Consider the following 11,922-nt stretch of genomic DNA (forward strand, 5'->3'; position numbering starts at 1 on the left):
CGGGATCAGCCGAACAGCGCCAGCAGGTTTTCCAGCCGATCGATCTCAAGGTCGACCGCCTCGAAGCCGCCGCCGCTCGGGGTGTAGCCCACCACGAACAGCCCGGCCGCGCGGGCGGAAAGCGCACCGGAGCGGCTGTCTTCCACCGCCACCACGCTCTCCGGCGGCAGGCCGAGCCGGGCGCAGGCGCGGCGATAGGGCTCGGGATCGGGCTTGCCCGACGTCACATCGTTGAGGCTGAGCGAGAAGGCGATGGCGTCAGCAATGCCGAGCGCGGCGATGTTGGCGTCCACCACCGAGCGGCTGGAATTGGAGACGCAGGCCTGCGCCACGCCGCGCTTTGCCAGAGCGCGGATGGTGGCGACGGCGCCCGGCAGGGCGATGAGGCTGGCGCGGTTGTCGGTATAGTGCGTGTCGATCAGCGCCGCCCATTCGGCCTCGGTCACTTCGGCGGCGAGGCGCGGAGAGACGAGCTTCCACACATCGCCCATATGGATGCCGCGAAACGCCTGGTCCGGCAGGTCCGAGAGATCGCTGCCGAGCGCCCGGCAGGCGGCGAGCAGCGCGCGGTGGTGCAGCGGCTCGCTGTCGATCAGCGTGCCGTCAATGTCCCAGGCGACCGCCCTGAAGCGGGGCGCGCTCATGAAGGGCGCCCTTCGAGGCGGCGATAGAGATCGCGGTAGCGGGCATAGCCGGCGGCATAGATCGCGGCGGAAGCGGGGTTGGGCTGCAAGATCTCGTCCTGCGCGACAAAGCGGGAAATGCCGCCCCACTCCGCCGCGCCGATGCCCACCGCCGCTGTCCAGGCCGCGCCGAGCGAGGAGCCCGGGTGCCCCTTCAGCCGGTGCACAGGCTGCTGCAGCACATCCGCGACGATCTGCATCCACACCCGCGAATTCGAGCCGCCATCGGACACCAGCACGCGGCCGGCGCTGTGGCCCATATCGCGCAGCACCTCGACATGGTGGGCGCAGGCATAGGCATAGCCTTCCAGCAGCGCCCGCCAGACATGGCCGATATCATGCGAGAGGGTGAGCCCGTCGATGACCCCGCGCGCGGCGGGGTCGTGGATCGGCGTCTTCTCGCCGAGGAAATAGGGCAGCACAGTCAGCCCGTCCGCGCCGGCCGGGCGCGCCTCGGCGAGCGTGTCGAGATGCTGGTGCAGGCTGAGCCCGGCTTTCTCGGCGGCCGCCGCCTCGCCGCCAGCGAAATTGCGCACGAACCAGTTCAGCCCCGAGCCGCCGGTCGCCATGCAGCCATTGGGCATATAGAGGCCGGGAATGAGGTGATAGTCGAGATAGAGGCGCGGGTCCGGCTTCACCTGGTCGGTAGCGACGAGAACGTCGATGGCGCCGCCGAACTTCAAAAGGATGTCGCCTCGCTGGGTGACGCCGGCGCCGAGCGCCGAGGCGATCATGTCCGCCGCGCCGCCGATGACCGGCGTGCCGACCGCAAGCCCGGTGGCCGCCGCGCCCTGCGGCGAGACATGGCCCATCACCTCATGCGAGGCGGTCTTGCGCGGGATGGCGCTGCGGGGAATGCCCGCCCAGGCCACGAGATCGTCGTCGATGGCGTGGCGGGAAACATCGACGAAGCCGGCCTCCAGCGCCCAGTTCTGTTCCACCGCCCGTTCGCCGGTGAGGCGCCAGTTCACGTAATCATAGGAGCCGAACACGGTGGCGATGCGCGCGAACACGTCAGGCTCATGCCGGGCGATCCAGCGCAGCTTGGCGGTGACGAGCTGCTGGTTGATGCCGTTGCCGGCCTTGGCGATGAAGGCGGCCTCGTCGCGCTCGGCCCGCAGTTCCGCCACTTCCGCCCCGCAGCGCCCGTCGCTCTGCTGGATGGAGGGGCGCAGGAGGGTGCCCGCCTCGTCCAGCAGCACCACGGCCGGCAGCATGCCGGTGACGCCGACGGCGGCAATCTCCGCCGCGTCGATGCCGGCGCGCGCGATGAGTTCATGGCTGAGCGCGCAGACATTGGCCCACCATTCGGCGGGGTCTTCCTCCGCCCAGCCGGCGTGCCGGGAGGTCAGCGTCACCGGCCGCGAGGCGACAGCCAGGATCTCCCCCGGCAGCCGCAGCAGCAGGCCGATGGTGGAGGTGGTGCCGATATCGAGGCCGAGGACGCAGCTCATCGTGAAGACCTCATCGTGGCGCGCGGCCGCGTGGGGGTGAGGCAAGCCTCATCCCGGCACGGAGCGCGCCGTGCCGGGATGAGGCCAGGCTGAAGGTTCAGATCAGCGGATGGAATTCACCACATCCATGAAGCGCGACACGCGCGCCTGCTCCACCGCATTCCAGGTGTTGCCGTCGACCTTGAAATGCGTGCCAATGACGACGCCCGAGGCGACCGAGAAGATGTCGCGGATATTGTCGATATTGACGCCGGTATTGGCGAAGATCGGCACGTCCTTCACCGTCTCGGCCACCTTCTTCAGGTGCGACTGGTCGGCCGGCTGGCCGGTGATGGGGCCGGAAACCAGGATGGCGTCGGCGAGCGAGGAGAACACCGCGCTCTTGGCCCGCAGCTCGATCGGCCGCTGGTCGAGCGAATGGGCGAACTCGGCATTGATGTTGAACAGCATCTTCATGTCGTCGCGCTTGAGGTCGTGGCGCAGCCGCGCCGCCTCGGCGCAGTTCGGCTCCCACAGGCCCATGTCGGAGGCGAACAGGCCGGTGAAGATCTCGCGCACGAAGCTCGCGCCGGTGACGGCGCCGATGGCGACGGTGGCGACGGGGTCCCAGAGATAATTGACGCCGAACGGCACTTTCAGGCTGGGCTTCACAGCCTGCACGATGGCGGACATGGCGGCGATGGAGGCGGGCGAGCCCTTGAAGACGTAGGGACGGTCGTTTTCATTGCCGAACATGATGGCGTCGACGCCGCCGGCCTGCAGCTTCTCGACATCGGCGAGCACGCCCTCGATCAGCTTGTCGAGGCCGCCATCGGCGTCATAGAGCGGCGCACCGGGCAGGGCACCGATATGGGCCATGGCGATGACGACCTTCTTCTTGGCGCCGAAACACTCGAAAACCATTGCAACTCTCCTTGAGGGGACGGCGCGCGCGGCGCCTCACTGTCCGGCGGCGGGCGGCGCGAGCCGCACCTCGACACGCGCCGCGGCGAGGGCGGCGGCGATGCGCGGGGGCGGCTCGGCGTCGGTGATAAGCAGGTTGATGTCGGCGAGCGTGCCGACCTGGACCAGCGACATGCGCTGGAACTTGGCGCTGTCGCACAAAAGGATCTTGAACCCCGACCGGCGCAGATAGACGCGCTTCATGTCGGTGTCCTCGAAGGAATAGTCGAAGAAGCCTTCCGCCGTCATGCCCGACGTGCCGAGCACGGCGACATCGAACCACAGCTTCTCGAACTGGGCGACGGCGGTGGGGCCCCACACCGACATCTCTTCCGGGCGCACCCGGCCGCCGGCGACATAGACTTCCGGCGCGCCGCCATCGAGATGGGCAGAGACGCGCAGGCTGTTGGTGAAGACCTTGAGATGGTCCGCCTCGCGCAGATGCCCGGCCATCAGATAGGTGGTGGTGCCGACATCGATGGCGCAGGTGCGGTAGCCGCTCACAATGCTGGCGGCGCAGGCGGCGATGGCGGATTTGGCCTCGCTGCCGCGGCGCAGTCGGGCCTCAAAACGCGGCTCCTCGCTGTCCATGGCGACGCTGCTGGCCGGCGTCTCCGCCAGCACCGCCCCGCCATGCACACGAAGCAGCCGCCCGTCGCGCTCCAGCTCCAGCAGGTCGCGACGGATGGTCATGTCGGACACGCCGAGTTCGGTCGCGAGAGCCGCGACGCCGACGGAACCGGCGGCGGCGAGATGATCCAGAATCCGGGCGTGGCGTACATGCGAGAGCGGGCGCGGACGGTCCTCGCCGGCCGGCGGCTCGGCCAGGACACTCTCTCGGTAGGACACATCGTCGGCCATCGCTTACCCCTGCCTGATCGCGGTTCCCTCGCAGAGGAGCGGATTCGCGGCCGGTCGGCCAATCCTGTTTAACCCAGGACTCGCACAAGATCAAACACAACAACACACTTGATGTGCGCTTATGTTCATATAAGCTACCCCGCGAACATGAGGAGCCCCGCATGAACCCGCCCGCGCCTTCCGCCCCCGCCCCGGCCTATTACGAGCTCAAGGGCCGCCTCGCCTTCGTGACCGGCGGCGCCACCGGCATCGGGCGGGCGATTGCCGTCGCGCTGGCCCGGCAGGGCGTGCGGGTCGCCGTCGGCGACATCAACCTCGCGGCGGCGCAGGAGACGGCAGCCACGCTCGGCGAAGGGGCCCTCGCGGTCGAGGTGGATGTGCGCAAGCGCGCCTCGGTCGAGGCCGCCTTCGCGCAGGTGCTGGACGGGCTGGGGGGCTGCGACCTGCTGGTCGCCAATGCGGGCGTCTCCACCATGCGCGGCGCGCTGGACCTGACCGACGAGGAATGGGACTTCAATTTCGACGTCAACACCCGCGGCGTCTTCCTCACCAACCAGATCGCCGCCCGCCACTTCGTGGCGCAGGGCAAGGGCTGCATCGTCAACACCGCCTCGCTCGCCGCCAAGGTCGGCGCCCCCTTCCTCGCGCACTACTCCGCCTCGAAATTCGCCGTGCTCGGCTGGACGCAGGCGCTGGCGCGCGAACTCGCCCCCAAGGGCATCCGCGTCAACGCCGTGTGCCCCGGCTTCGTCGCCACGGGCATGCAGTCGCGTGAGGTGGAGTGGGAGGCCAGCCTGCGCGGCGTGAACCCGCAGCGCGTGATCGACGACTACATCGCCCAGACCCCGCTTGGCCGGCTGGAAGTGCCGGAAGACGTGGCCGATGTCGTGGTGTTCCTCGCCTCGGAACAGGCCCGGTTCATGACCGGACAGGGCGTCAACGTCACCGGCGGCGTCTACACGACCTGAGCGCGCCCGCCGCGCGGCGTGATCGATTTTCATGCGCCCGCGTTTGAATTAGCACTTGCGGTGTTCGTTTTTGTCCGATTACACTCCGCCCGCCGACGGCGCACCGGGCGGAGTTTTCCTCCTCCCCCCGCACCCGAGGCCGGGGCCCGGCCCCGATGGGCAAAGGATCGCTGATGTCGTCGATCGAACTCGATCATGTCTCCAAGCTCTACGCCAACGGCGCCTATGGCGTCCGCGACGTGGACCTTTCCGTTGGAGAAGGCGAGTTCGTGATCTTCCTCGGCCCTTCGGGCTGCGGAAAATCGACGACACTGCGCATGATCGCCGGGCTGGAAAGCATCACCTCGGGCGATCTGCGCATCGCCGGGCGCAGCGTCAACAACGTGCCCCCGCGCGACCGCAACATCGCCGTCGTGTTCCAGTCCTACGCGCTCTACCCGCATATGAGCGTGCGCGAGAATATGGGCTTCGGCCTCAAGATGCGCGGCGTCGCCCGCCCCGTGATCGACGAGAAGATCCGCGAGGCGGCGGGGCTGCTCGGCCTCACCCCCTATCTCGACCGCAAGCCCGCCGCGCTCTCCGGCGGCCAGCGCCAGCGCGTGGCGCTCGGCCGCGCCATCGTCCGCGATCCCGTCGCCTTCCTGCTCGACGAGCCGCTGTCCAATCTCGACGCCCAGCTGCGGGCGGAGATGCGGCTCGAACTCGTCAAGCTGCACCGCCGGCTGGGCCGCACTATCGTTCACGTTACCCATGATCAGGTCGAGGCGATGACCATGGGCGACCGCATCTGCATCATGCGTGACGGCCGGATGATCCAGGTCGGCCGGCCGCTCGATGTCTATGCCGACCCGGTGGACACGTTCGTCGCCCGCTTCCTCGCCACCCCGCCGATGAACCTGCTGCCCGCCCGGCTGGAGGCGCGCGGCGACACCCTCGTGGTGGTCGGCGACGGCTTTGAGGTCGAGGTGCCGGAGCGCCACCGTGCCGCCTATGCGCCCGTCGCCGGGCGCGAGGTGATTTTCGGCCTGCGCCCGGAAGACCTGCACGAGGCGCCGCAGCCCGGCTACGCGCCGATCGAGGTCAGCGTCGTGGCGATGGAAGCGCTCGGCGTCGAGAATATTCTGGTCGGGCAGATCGGGACGGGCGAGGCCGGTGGCGGGTTCGCGGGCAAGCCGCAGGAAATTTCCGCCCGGCTGTCGCGTCATTTCACGGCGCCGGTGGGCGCGCGCGTGCCGCTCTATCTCGATCCGCGCCCCATGCACCTGTTCGACAAGGAGACGACGCGGGCCTTCCCCCGCCCCAGCCTCCGCCTCGGTCAGAACTGAGGGAGGGGGCGGCATGCGGCGCATCGGACTTCATCTTGGACTTCTCTTCGCCTGCGCCGTCATCCTCGTGCCACTGCTCTGGGTCATCCGCACCAGCCTGCTGCCCGAGCACCTGTCCTATTCGCCGGAACTGATGCCGGCGGTGACGCTCGACAATTACGTCGCCCTGTTCACCTCCACCCGCTACGGCCAGTCCTATCTCAACAGCCTGATCGTCGCCTTCGGCTCGGTGGTGGTGGCGCTGCCCTTCGCGGCGATGACCGGCTATGCCTTCGCCCGGTTCAAGACCAGCGGCCGGGCCGGGCGCTTCGCCGTGCTGGCGACGCAGATGCTGCCCCCCGTCGCCATCGTGCTGCCGGCCTTCGCGCTGCTGCGCACGGTGGGACTCACCAATTCGCTCACCGGCCTCATCATCGTCTATGCGGCGGTGAATCTGCCCTTCCTGATCTGGATCCTCATGGGGTTCTTCGAGGGCATTCCGGTCGATCTCGAATGGGCGGCGCAGACCGACGGCGCCACCGCCTGGGGGGCGTTCTGGCGCATCGTGCTGCCGGTCTCGCTGCCCGGCATCGCCGCCGCCGGCGTGCTCGGCTTCATCCTCACCTGGAACGAGTTCCTGTTCGCGCTGGTGCTGAGCGGTCCACAGACCGCGACCGTGCCGGTGGCGCTGGCCGCGCTCCAGACCTCCAACGGCGTGCAGATTGCCAAGGTGTCGGCCGGCGTCGTGCTCGCCGTGCTGCCGCTGGTGATCGCCTCGCGCTTCATCCAGCGCTTCATCGTCCAGGGGCTGACCTTCGGCAGCGTGAAGTAAGCGTGCCTTCCGCCGCGCCCATTCGGGCGCGCGCCAACGAGGCGGGCAAAGCCCGCTCCAGAGGAACAGGAGAACGAGATGCAGTTTAGGTGTAGCCTCAAGGCGGCGCTGCTCGGCGCCACCCTGCTCGCGACGGCCGGTGCGGCGCAGGCGCAGAACGTGACCCTGCGCGCGCTGATGGAAGACGTGCCGGAGACGCAGATCATCGAGAAGCTGCTGCCGGAATTCGAGAAGGAGACCGGCATCAAGGTCGAATTCGAGAAGATCGGCTATGGCGACATGCACGACAAGCTGGTCGCCCAGCTCGTCTCGCCGGAGAGCTATTACAACCTGCTCGAAGTCGACTTCCTCTGGGCGGGCGAATTCCCCGCCGCCGGCTGGCTGGAAGACCTCAACCCCTACATCGCCAAGTCCGGCTTCGACCTGAAACCGTTCATCCCGTCCATGCTGGACCTGCTCGGCCAGACAAAGGACGCGACGCCGATCCTGCCCATGTACAATTACTCCATGGGCCTGATCTACCGCACCGATCTGCTCAACGACGCCAAGATCAAGGCGGACTACAAGGCCAAGACCGGCAAGGAGCTGGCTCTGCCGGCCACGCTCGCCGATTATGTTGCGCTCTCCGCCTTCTTCAAGGCCAACACGCCGGTCGTCGGCGCCGCCATGCAGGGCCAGCGCGGCGACCCGAATTCGATGGAGTTCTCCAACTACCTGTTCTCCGCCGGCGGCGCCTATCTCGATGCCGACCGCAAGGTGGTGCTCAACAGCCCCGCGGGCCTGACCGCGCTGAAGCTCTATGCCGAGAACGTGCAGAAGGGCGCGCAGCAGGGCGCCCTCTCCGCCACGCTCGACGACACGATGCGGCTGATGTGCGCCGGCGAAGCCTTCAGCATGGTCACCTATTGGTGGATGCTGCCGCAGCTCGACAATGCCGAGAAGTGCCCGAAGGTCGCCGGCAAGCTGGCGCTCTCCGTCATGCCCGGCGGCCATGGCGAGAGCGGCGGCTGGGGCTGGGGCATCCCGAAGAACACCTCGGATGAATCGAAGGCCGCGGCCTGGAAGTTCATCGAATGGGTGCAGGGCAAGAAGATCTCCGTCGCCCGCGCCCTGGAAGGCCACGCGCCGGTGCGCTCGGACGTGTTCGAGGATGCGGCGGTGCTGAAGAAGTACCCGTTCTACAAGACCGGCCTGGAGATCGTCGCCTCCGGCAAGTCGTTCCCCATCTTCGCCTATTCCGCCCAGTATGAGGACGTGCTCGGCGCCCAGCTCTCGCTCGCCGCCGGCGGGCAGGCCAAGCCCGAGGACGCGCTGAAGGCCGCCGCTGACGGCCTGACCCAGCTGCTCAGCAAGTAATCCCATCGGCCGGGAACCCTGCGTGAGCCCCGCAGGCTCCCGGCGATACGGCGCGCCAGCCTTCCCCCTCGTCGGCTGGCGCGCCGGTCTCTCTTTTCGACGCTTCTGAAGCAACGGACGACGCGCATGCGCTTTGCGGCACTGGCGGATCGGGACTGGCGCACCGGCTGGGCCTTCGCGGCACCGGGCCTTCTCACGCTGGCCATCGTCATGGGTCTGCCGCTGGTCTATGCGGCGCTGATCTCGGTTTCCTCGCTCACCTTGCTGAAGCCGATGCTGCAGCCCTTCACGGGCTTCAAGAACTTCACCATCGTGATGAGCGACCCGCTGTTCTGGGACGCTCTGTGGCTGACCATCAAATATTCCGTGGTCACGGTGGCAGGCGAATTCGTGCTCGGGCTCGGTGTCGCCCTGATGCTGAACCGCGCGGTGACGATGAAGCCGGTTTACTTCGCCATCCTCACCATTCCCATGGCGATGTCGCCGGTGAGCGTGGCGCTGATCTGGCGCATGCTGCTGCAACCCAATCTCGGCATCGCCAACCAGGTGATGGAAAGCCTCGGCCTGCCCCGGCTCGACTGGCTCGGCAATGCCGATTTCGCGCTGTGGACCATGGCGGCGATCGACATCTGGCAGCAGACCTCGTTCGTCATCCTGATTCTGGCCGCCGGCCTGGCCTCGCTGCCGCGTGATCCCTATGAGGCGGCAGAGGTGGACGGGGCGACGCCGCTGCAGCAGTTCTGGTACATCACCCTGCCGATGCTGCGGCCGGTGGCGGCGATTGCGGTGATCATCCAGCTGATCAACGAATTCCGCACCTATGACCTGCCCTACATTCTGACCAAGGGCGGGCCGGGCAACTCTACCGAGGTGCTGAGCTTCTTCGCCTATCGCCGCGCCTTCCTGGGCCTGCACCTCAATGAGGGCGCCGCCGCGGCCTTCGTGCTGCTGTTGATCGTGCTCGGCCTGACCGTGCTGTTCTTCGCCACGCTGGAGCGCCGGCGCTGAGACGGCGCGAGCGCGCGCCCTTCACGCGAACCGGTATCCAATTCGCTCGAAAACGCTCCACACACGAAAAAGGGCGCCCACGCGGGGCGCCCTCTCCTCGGTGCGCAGGGTCGGGGGGTTAGATGCGCGCCGAAGCGGCGTAGAACGGCGTCGGCTCGGCCTCCGGCAGATAGCCTTCGTAGAACTTCTTCACATAGGGGAACACGGCGCGGCCGAGCGCGCGCCGGGCGACCTCCTCCTCGCTGCGCGGCTTGCCCAGCGTCTCGGCGATCTCCGCCAGCACCGCCTCGCGGTCGATCTTGGTGAAGCGCCCGTCCTCATAGACACGCTCGCCATTGATGAAGACCGCGTCCACCGCGCCCATCTTGGCGCGCTGCACCAGCGCGTCGAGCATCGGGATATCGGGGTCCTGATAGGGATAGGTCGCCTTGGTCCAGTTGATCAGCACCGCGTCGAAGAACCGGCCCGCATCCAGCCGGCCGATGCTGGCACCGAACGCCGTGGTCATGGCGCCGGCTTCGGTCGCCATCTTCACCACCTGCGGGCAGGTCGGCACGTCTTCGTCGTCCATGCCCGGCTCGCGATGGACGCGCAGAGCGAGGCGCAATTCGGAGAGCATGTCACGGTCGTCATTGATGCCGGCCTCGTCGAGGCCCATGCCGACATTGATGCCCTTGGCCTCCCAGCGGTTGAGCGGGGCGAGGCCGGAGCGCAGGCGGAAATTCGACGAGCAATTGTGGCAGATGCAGGTGCCGGTCTCGGCGACGATGTCGATGTCTTCCTCGTTCAGCCACACGCCATGGCCGAGCGTCATGTGCGGTCCGAGCACGCCGAGATCGTGGAGATGGCGCAGCGCCGTCTTGCCGGTGCGGCGGCGGGCATATTCCTTCTGGTAGATGGTCTCCAGGAGATGCATGTGCATCGGCACGCCGGCCGCCTTGGCCTTGGCGTCGAGCGCCTGCAGCCCCTCATCTGTGCACCAGTGCAGGTTCGCCGGCGCGAGCTGGATGCGGGTCAGGTCCTTGCCCGCATTCTCCCCCGTGAGCTGGTCGAACAGCTTGAGGAAATCGTCAAAGGGCATGGCCTGCGACTTCAGGTGCTTGGCCAGCGCCTCGCCGAGATCGGCCGGCAGGCGGGCGCAGAAGGCTTCGTCCGCCTCATAGACCAGCCGGTTCTGCTCGCGCACGGCGTAGCAATAGGAAGCGCGCATGCCGAGCGAACGGTAGGCGTTCAGCACCTTGGTGGCGGCGCCGTGGATGGCGTCATAGCCTCCCGGCATCCAGCCATGAATGTGCTGCACCGTGGTGACGCCGGAGGCGATCATCTCGAAGGCCGAATAGAGCGTGTCGAGCGTCAGGTCGAGCCGGCGGGCGGGCATGCGGCTGGCGAACCACAGTTCCAGGGCGTGATCGGGCGAGCCGAGCTGCAGCGGCGTCATGCCGACATGGTGGTGGCTGTTGACGAAGCCGGGCAGCATGGCGTGGTCGGGATACTTCCGCAGCTCGGCCGTCGGCGCCAGCTTCTGCATCTCGTCCAGCGTGCCGGCGGCGACGATGACGCCGTTGCGCGAGAGCACCGCGCCCTCCTCGATCACCTCGGGGGTGAAGCGGTCGCGGATGCCGGTAACGACCCAGCGGGCCTGGACGATCAATTCAGACATGATGCTACCTCAAACTGACGGGGCAGGCGCAGGCGCGCCGCCGTGGCGTTGGTTTCTCGCGCCTTGGCGAGCCGTTCGGGATCGATGGCGACGAGCAGCGGCCGGCGGTCGGCACGCGCGGCGCGGGCGAGCAGCGCGCCGTCGGGACCGAAGGCCAGCGTCTCGCCATCATGGCGCACCGGCCGGCCGGTGACGGTTTCCGTGCCGTAGCGCGCGGCTGCGAGTGCATAGACGGCATTGGCGCGGGCGCTCGCCTGCAATTCAGCGGCGTAGAGCCCTTCGGGATCGGAGGGGGCGGGCCCGCCGACAAGCACCGCCACCAGCTCCGCCCCCGCCTGCGCGGCGGCGCGCCAGCACTCGGGGAAGCGGCGGTCGTAGCAGATGAGGGCCGCCACCCGGACCGGGCCGACCTCATAGGTGCGGACGGACGGTTCGCCGGGGGTGAAATGATCGGCCTCGCCATACGGCTCGCCGGGACCGGCGGGCGGCAGATGGATCTTGTGCGCCAGCACCTCCACCCGCCCGTCCGGCCGGGCGAGCAGAGCGGCGTTGAAGGGCCGCCCGCTTTCATTCGCCAGCGCCATGCCAAACAGCACGGCGGTGCCGCTCGCCATCGCCGCTGCCCGCACGGCCGCGACCGTCGGCCCATCGAGGGCCTCCGCCAGCCCCGCCCAGTCGCCGGGCGCTTGCGCCGCGACATAGGGAAGGGCGAAGAGTTCGGGCAGCACGACGAGACCGGCGCCCGCGGCCGCGGCGGCGGCAATGACGGACTCGGCCTCGCGCCAGAGCGGCGCGGGATCGCGGCCCGCCGGGCCGATCGGCAGGGCGGCGGCGAGGAAATGGGCAGCCATGGC

11 protein-coding genes are annotated in these 11,922 nt (G+C 68.2%); 5 read left to right on the top strand and 6 right to left on the bottom strand.

Annotated elements, in window-relative coordinates; translation table 11 throughout:
- Positions 1-5: 5 nt before the first annotated feature.
- From K9D25_RS04525 to K9D25_RS04540, 4 genes are all read right to left on the bottom strand, one after another.
- Positions 6-644 (bottom strand): HAD family hydrolase, encoded by a 639-nt coding sequence (locus K9D25_RS04525; RefSeq protein ID WP_244379708.1) that lies wholly within the window; start codon positions 642-644, stop codon positions 6-8.
- Entirely contained in the window at positions 641-2,137 is a 1,497-nt protein-coding gene (locus K9D25_RS04530) for an FGGY-family carbohydrate kinase (protein ID WP_244379720.1), read from the bottom strand. Before K9D25_RS04530 ends, K9D25_RS04525 begins: the two co-directional genes overlap by 4 nt.
- A 102-nt stretch (positions 2,138-2,239) precedes the next feature.
- The gene (locus K9D25_RS04535; protein WP_244379727.1) at positions 2,240-3,040 is read right to left on the bottom strand and encodes a BtpA/SgcQ family protein; all 801 of its coding nucleotides are present in this window, start codon (positions 3,038-3,040) and stop codon (positions 2,240-2,242) included.
- Positions 3,041-3,076: 36 nt separating this feature from the next.
- Complete coding sequence (locus K9D25_RS04540) at positions 3,077-3,940, bottom strand: DeoR/GlpR family DNA-binding transcription regulator (RefSeq protein WP_244379729.1); 864 nt, start codon at positions 3,938-3,940, stop codon at positions 3,077-3,079.
- Positions 3,941-4,101: 161 nt separating this feature from the next.
- On the opposite strand from K9D25_RS04540, the gene K9D25_RS04545 reads away from it, so the two are divergent.
- The 5 genes from K9D25_RS04545 (at position 4,102) to K9D25_RS04565 (ending at position 9,408) form a co-directional block, all read left to right on the top strand.
- A complete protein-coding gene (locus K9D25_RS04545) occupies positions 4,102-4,908 on the top strand; it encodes an SDR family NAD(P)-dependent oxidoreductase (protein ID WP_244379731.1) in 807 nt (268 codons plus the stop codon).
- 173 nt (positions 4,909-5,081) lie between these two features.
- Positions 5,082-6,233 carry an ABC transporter ATP-binding protein gene (locus K9D25_RS04550; RefSeq protein ID WP_244379733.1) on the top strand — a complete coding sequence of 384 codons (1,152 nt, stop codon included), beginning with the start codon at positions 5,082-5,084 and terminating at the stop codon, positions 6,231-6,233.
- 13 nt (positions 6,234-6,246) lie between these two features.
- Entirely contained in the window at positions 6,247-7,044 is a 798-nt protein-coding gene (locus tag K9D25_RS04555; RefSeq protein ID WP_244379735.1) for a carbohydrate ABC transporter permease, read from the top strand.
- 78 nt (positions 7,045-7,122) lie between these two features.
- Positions 7,123-8,400, top strand: a complete 1,278-nt coding sequence (locus tag K9D25_RS04560; protein WP_244379737.1) for an extracellular solute-binding protein — start codon at positions 7,123-7,125, stop codon at positions 8,398-8,400.
- A gap of 126 nt (positions 8,401-8,526) precedes the next feature.
- Complete coding sequence (locus K9D25_RS04565) at positions 8,527-9,408, top strand: carbohydrate ABC transporter permease (protein WP_244379739.1); 882 nt, start codon at positions 8,527-8,529, stop codon at positions 9,406-9,408.
- A 118-nt stretch (positions 9,409-9,526) separates the two neighbouring features.
- Here the strand turns inward: K9D25_RS04565 and K9D25_RS04570 are convergent, their stop codons facing one another.
- Positions 9,527-11,068, bottom strand: coding sequence for an amidohydrolase family protein (locus K9D25_RS04570; RefSeq protein WP_244379741.1), 1,542 nt, complete (start codon positions 11,066-11,068; stop codon positions 9,527-9,529).
- Entirely contained in the window at positions 11,056-11,919 is an 864-nt protein-coding gene (locus K9D25_RS04575; RefSeq protein ID WP_244379743.1) for a carbon-nitrogen hydrolase family protein, read from the bottom strand. Before K9D25_RS04575 ends, K9D25_RS04570 begins: the two co-directional genes overlap by 13 nt.
- Between the last annotated feature and the right edge of the window lie 3 nt (positions 11,920-11,922).

Source organism: Ancylobacter polymorphus, from assembly GCF_022836935.1.
Classification (GTDB): domain Bacteria; phylum Pseudomonadota; class Alphaproteobacteria; order Rhizobiales; family Xanthobacteraceae; genus Ancylobacter; species Ancylobacter polymorphus_A.